Raw genomic sequence first — 5,691 nt, forward strand, 5'->3', positions numbered from 1 at the left:
TTTGCTGCTTTCGAGTGAGTCAGTATCCACTGTAGTGCTTTCGCCTTACCGTGTTTACCTTCTCGGATTGCTTTTGCAATGCGCATCTGGAGCCTTAACACATGGCGCTCAACCGCTTTCCAGTCGATGGATTGCCATTGGGCGCTGCCAGAAGGGGCACTCACTTCATGAGAAGAGATCATCTGCGTTCCTTCTTAAAGAAAGTTTTCCAAATCATCTTGCAATGGGAGACCAGTTGGAAGTGGGCACACTTTCGTGTCAGACATCCGTCTGTATCTGCATCATTACAATGCAGCATTCGCTTTTTCCAACCTCCTTTACCAGCACCGCTATCGGCTCTCTTCACAGACAGCTTTCCCGAAGGAACGATACTGGCTTACCGTGTTCCGCATGTCGCGCAATATCAGGGTAGATGCCCACTATAGTGCGAGGAGCCTATCGATCACGAAAGAGTATTGTCCAACCTCTTTCCTACTCCCATCGCCGTTTGGCCACAGCGTATTAACCACTTCCGCTGCTTCACGTATAACGCACCTTACATGGATTCACTTTCGTTCATCATACTGATTCCCTAGCACTCACCCAATTCGTGGTTATCAGGAGGAGCATTCCCTCACGGTTCTGCTCCCGTTTGGCACAGTGCCAAACTTCGTTACATTGTCAGGCTCGCTTCTTTATTCAGAGCCTTAGGGTCGTCTGGTGATACAAACGGTTCACTCTTTTCGCGGTGAACAGCGCTTCATGCGACTTCACGTCGCACGGACAGAAGCGAGTTAGAGGCTTTGCTAATTTAGCAAGATGCGGATAACTTTAGGTATTGGAAAGCCGCTTGGTAAGGCGGTCTACGGCAACTGGTAAAATTTTAGATAGAGGCAGGTTTGCTCAACAATCGGATTAAGCACTGGCTTCGTAGCGCTTAATCCTTATTTGTTATGGTGCACTTAGTAACAGCTATTCTACTCGATCTCGTTCCAATTTATACGCTAAATACTCTCGAGATACCTGTTCATCAGAATAATCGCCATCAACATTATTCGTTTCACCGACACCATCTAGTCCTTTTATACTTTTAATTGAACCGCCCCATGAATCCCGATTTCTAGATGAGCTTATAAATTGAGAAAGATATGCGTTTAAAGATTTATCTCTTGGCTTCTCAATCTCTTTACTCAAGGCAGTCAAGTATTCAAACTTCGTCGTTTTTTCCCACTCTATCGAGAAACCTGCTCGGTGACACAACTCAGTATGAATTAACAACATTGTACGACCATTTCCGTCTAGGAAAGGGTGACCATAGGCAAATAAGCCCATAACTTCACCCGGATTAGCCCGCAGGTACTCTTTGTCTTGACCTAACCGCAACCCGTAATCAATTGAAAGCTGTATTTCCATAGGGTGACAAAACTTAACGCCCGCTTTAGATATAGCTTTATCAGGCACTAACTCATTTCTATCCTTACCTGCCCATGGATAAATTTCTGAGAATAATATTCGATGAACCTCTAGGAAGTCACTGTATGCAATCTCGTCTCTTTTTGATAGGTATTCTAATGCGTCATCTAGACCAGCACGAAACATCGTATGCTCTAGTTCTCTAATTACATTAGGATCTTTTTCTTTGAACCTATTTTGTAAATAGCCGTTTTCCTCAAAGTCTAAAAAAGGGTCAAAGACTGGCATGACGTTCCCTTAGATAATTAACTGATAACGAAGCAACTTGTTGCATTGATAGCTTTCCAGCTCTTTTTAATGCAACTAGTAAGTCCTCAACTTGATCATGTTTAACCTCGTCTCCTGCCAATGAGGTCACCGAATCGGCAAATTGATCTATTGAACTGTATGTGTAAAAAACATTATGGAGCTTAGCCAGTGCTAACACGTACTCTCTAATATTTTTTTTCGGTATTCTCTCGACCGACTCCACATCACTGTTCTTATCACTCTGACTTTTCTTATGGCTTCTAAGTATGATTTTTATATCATTAAACTTCAAAACTCTTTCCGTACGCGAAGACTTTGTTTCAACAACGAAAGTGGACTTTGGTTTGGCGTTTTTTAGCTCTTTAGCTGCATTGCCGTACAATTGTATACCTAGCTTTTTCACAGTGTCTCTAACCACTTGATCTGCAGGAGCACAGGTTTTTACCTCTCCGCCCATAAAATGAGCTTTTGCATAAAACCCTCGTGAAATTCTCAACAACTCGCCATTATCAACTAGCTTAGATAAAACGAAAGTAACTTGAGATTGACTACCAAGCAAAGCTAAGTCTGAACGTGAAAAAACTGCATCTTTACGATGTATTATCGATTGTCTAATACGAGTTTCAAGCTTCATAAAATGCACCTACTAAAACACACAACTTCATTTTAACAGCAACAGGAAGAACCATCAAATTAATAGATGTAAAACAATAATTTAAAGTAAAAACAAGCTCTTATAAACCGTCAAAAGTTGTAGTGAATCAGAACTGTGATTGTGTTGGCACATAACGCTTTACCTACGGTTCAAACCCGTACATCACCTTATAAAACCGGATGTATATCAACTCAAAGCTGCTCGAACTATCGATCATCAAGCTATGTACAAATCTGTATTAGAGTTTCGTATTAGGTTTAGTAATACTCCTCTATTGGAGGCCAAGCACACTTTGGGGCAAAAGTGTTTTAGCTTACCAGCCGCCGTCTGACTAGATACAGCCAAAAATCGAACAGGCTTTATTGGAACTGGTCAAACTTTACGTTGTCCTCCGACAAAAAATAAGTTTGCAGGGAATTTTTTAAAGTCTGATGTCGCAGAAGTGGGGTGTTCCGGTCCTAAAGTGACAGGTTACCGCTGAATAGGCTTAACTTCTCCCTACCCTAGAATTGTGTTTGATTGCATAATATCAACCATTCTAGGATACAAGCTCAAGGAGCAATAGTTTGTCATCTAACTATATTGAAAAGTTACACTTACGAAACTTCCGTCAATTTAAACTACTGGATGTTGAATTCAATAAACGGTTTAACTTTATCGCAGGTCCAAATGGCTGCGGAAAGACTTCTATTCTGGCTGGAATTTCACACTCTTTCAGTTCTGAATCTCTTAAATTTTCTCGGTTTGATGAGGAGTCAGAGTTTTGGACTGACTTGACTATTAACGGAGAGAAGAAGCGCACTGGTCTAGGTCAAGGTTCTTTTCCTAAAACCGATTATAGACAGCAATCCATAAAGCAGTGGAACTCACCATACTCGGAGGAAGGTAGGGAATCTGTAATTTTACATAGTACAGAAGCTAGTTTGAATGGATTTTGCCCATTGTTTATTGGAGCTGAGAGAAGTATCAAATACAAGCAAATTAGCGGTATGACGAGGGAAGCTACGAAAGGCGAACAAATCACAGCATATACTCGTAGTGGAGCTCTTTCGTTGTATGGTGAGGAAAATCATTATAATCAGAAAGACATAAAGCAATGGTTCATAAATCGTTATTTTATGATCGATAAAGAGTGGGCATTGGAAGAGCGAGAAAATTGGAATCATATGATTCAATTCCTTCCTACTTTAGCTCCATTTGACAGCGACTTTTCTTATGTTCAGACAGGTAAAGACTTGGAGCCAGTTTTTTCTCTTTATGGTCAAGAGTGTTATTTAGAAGAGTTGTCTGCGGGATTTCAAGCCATTTTATTCATAATTGCAAACATTTTTGAGTGGGTTGAAGGTACTAGACCAGAAGGTGAACGATTAGTGAGTCAAGCTTCTGGAACAGTATTGATTGATGAGTTAGATATTCACTTACACCCAGAATGGCAATTTACACTAAGAGACGGTTTGGGAAATATATTTCCTGAGTTACAGTTTATCGTTACTACTCACTCACCTCATCTTCTTTCTTCTGCCAAAGAGAATGAAATCATAGTGATGGAGCGCAATCACGATCAGAATGAGTACGATTTGAGACCTTCTGACAAAAGGTTCTCAGGATGGAGTACGGACCAAATATTGTCAGAGGTCATGGGGGTAGTGAGCCTTGAAAATAAAGACTATGAGAAACTGATTTCTAGTGCATTTGGCAAGATGGAAGAGGGAAATATACAAGAGTTTAGGGTGGCTATTGACACCTTAGCTGAAATTGCTCACCCAAATGATTCGATATTGACCGTGCTAAACGCAAAATATGCGTCTATGGTGGCACTATCAGATGATTAAGTTGGAAAGGAAGCCTAAACCTCAAATTCTAATTGATAATGAACAGGCTTGGACATCTAACCTGTTAGGTGCAGTTTCCAAATATGGAAGCTATTCAAAAATCCCAAAAAATGAAAAAGAAAAGCTTCTTGTTCATTATCGACACGAACAAATTAAATCGGTGTTGTTCGATAGTTCTTTAGATAAGTGCGCTTTTTGCGAGACTAAGCCGTCAGAAAGTGGAAATATTGAAGTCGAACATTTTAATCCCAAGTCGAGGTATCCAGACTCTGCCTTTGATTGGGACAATTTCTTACCTGCGTGCAGAAAATGCAATGTCAGTAAAGATGATCACGACTCAAGGAATGAGCCGATTGTTAACCCCTATGACTTAGATCCAGAAGATGTATTTTCCTATAAAGATATACGAATTACTGCGAAAGAGAATGAGTATAAACAGATGGGAGATATGACAATCTCGGTCTGTAGCCTCAATTCTGTAAGACTAATGAAGCCTAGAGCCGACATACTCGTAAGCTTACATAGTTTTAGTGCAGCATTAGAAGAAGCAATTGAAGATTACTTTGAAGCCGATACTGGCGTAAAGCGAAGAAATAGGAAGAGAAAGTTGGGAGAGGCGTTGGAAGCAATAGAACTCTTGGCTAACCCTTCTGAGAAATTTTCTGGGTTCTGCAAATCATATTTAAGGGGTTGTGCTCCCTACCAACAAGCAAAAGATATTGTAGAGGGAGCGGAGTAATTTCGGCCTTCTTTTTTGAACAAAGAACCGGCGACGTTGTCTCCTTAGCGGCCTACGGCCGAAAACAAAGAGACTCAACCGACTAGGAGAGTGCTTTACTGAATTTGAGGTAATGTCCTCACTATGCTGAGTTCTATTTCGGGCTAAAACTAGGACCCTGTAAATAATTCTGTGTAACTGCTCTTGGTTACAAGTATTCAGTTAGTCGGTCTTCGAACATAACCATAAATCGGTTTAGAGCTTGCTTCCAGTGGTGGATTGGCATTGTCCATCTCTTGGAAGCATCCATAATCGCCAGATACACCACCTTTCTAGTGTATCATTCATTTTTATATCAAATTGAATGATAATCAATAAGTTATGACACATGAAGGAAAGTTAGATTACATGATGTTACCTAATGACGGGAGTGAACAGTGATCAACTTAACCGAATAAGTTTTAGTAGGGGGAAACGCACGCCCCCTAAAATTTGTAGAGCATTTGGTCTAACAAGTTTTGGGGCAGAAATTGTTTAGATTAAACACTCTAAATCTTACGGCCACCAAGTCATGTTGTGATTATGCTCCCTTGCTTTCCCCTCCTGATCTTATTGCGAAAGCTGGCATGTCACGTATAAGGAAGAGTGATCATCACTATGTTAAATGTCTTTATTATCAATAGATTTTTATCATTTGTGCTTGTCATTATACGACGCATATCATAAAAATATGGTCAAGCGCAAGATGGGGTGTGGCAAGATAGTTTTATCGTAACTCCCTGATT

Annotated in this window: 5 protein-coding genes; 2 read left to right on the forward strand and 3 right to left on the reverse strand. The window is 40.4% G+C overall.

Annotated features, from left to right (window positions below):
• The 3 genes from AB6E51_RS23880 to AB6E51_RS23890 all read right to left on the reverse strand — a co-directional run.
• Positions 1-182: reverse transcriptase N-terminal domain-containing protein (locus AB6E51_RS23880; protein ID WP_194585319.1), on the reverse strand; the 182-nt coding region annotated here is incomplete at its 3' end.
• A 769-nt stretch (positions 183-951) separates the two neighbouring features.
• Positions 952-1,680: a Fic family protein gene (locus AB6E51_RS23885; RefSeq protein WP_102332568.1), complete on the reverse strand. Its 729-nt coding sequence runs from the start codon at positions 1,678-1,680 to the stop codon at positions 952-954.
• Positions 1,667-2,335 (reverse strand): type IV toxin-antitoxin system AbiEi family antitoxin domain-containing protein, encoded by a 669-nt coding sequence (locus AB6E51_RS23890; RefSeq protein WP_102332567.1) that lies wholly within the window; start codon positions 2,333-2,335, stop codon positions 1,667-1,669. The genes AB6E51_RS23885 and AB6E51_RS23890 overlap by 14 nt, the downstream gene beginning before the upstream one ends.
• Before the next feature lie 587 nt (positions 2,336-2,922).
• Between AB6E51_RS23890 and AB6E51_RS23895 the strand changes: the two genes are divergently transcribed.
• A complete protein-coding gene (locus AB6E51_RS23895) occupies positions 2,923-4,188 on the forward strand; it encodes an AAA family ATPase (protein WP_154724064.1) in 1,266 nt (421 codons plus the stop codon).
• Positions 4,181-4,927 carry an HNH endonuclease gene (locus AB6E51_RS23900; RefSeq protein ID WP_154724063.1) on the forward strand — a complete coding sequence of 249 codons (747 nt, stop codon included), beginning with the start codon at positions 4,181-4,183 and terminating at the stop codon, positions 4,925-4,927. The genes AB6E51_RS23895 and AB6E51_RS23900 overlap by 8 nt, the downstream gene beginning before the upstream one ends.
• Positions 4,928-5,691: the final 764 nt, after the last annotated feature.

This window comes from Vibrio sp. 10N.247.311.47 (assembly GCF_041467535.1).
GTDB lineage: Bacteria > Pseudomonadota > Gammaproteobacteria > Enterobacterales > Vibrionaceae > Vibrio > Vibrio crassostreae_C.

Bases quoted from the DNA above. Each gene is read 5' to 3' on its own strand.
- AB6E51_RS23885 (WP_102332568.1), bottom strand. From the start codon at position 1,680: ATGCCAGTCTTTGACCCTTTTTTAGACTTTGAGGAAAACGGCTATTTA.
- AB6E51_RS23890 (WP_102332567.1), bottom strand. From the start codon at position 2,335: ATGAAGCTTGAAACTCGTATTAGACAATCGATAATACATCGTAAAGAT.
- AB6E51_RS23900 (WP_154724063.1), top strand. From the start codon at position 4,181: ATGATTAAGTTGGAAAGGAAGCCTAAACCTCAAATTCTAATTGATAAT.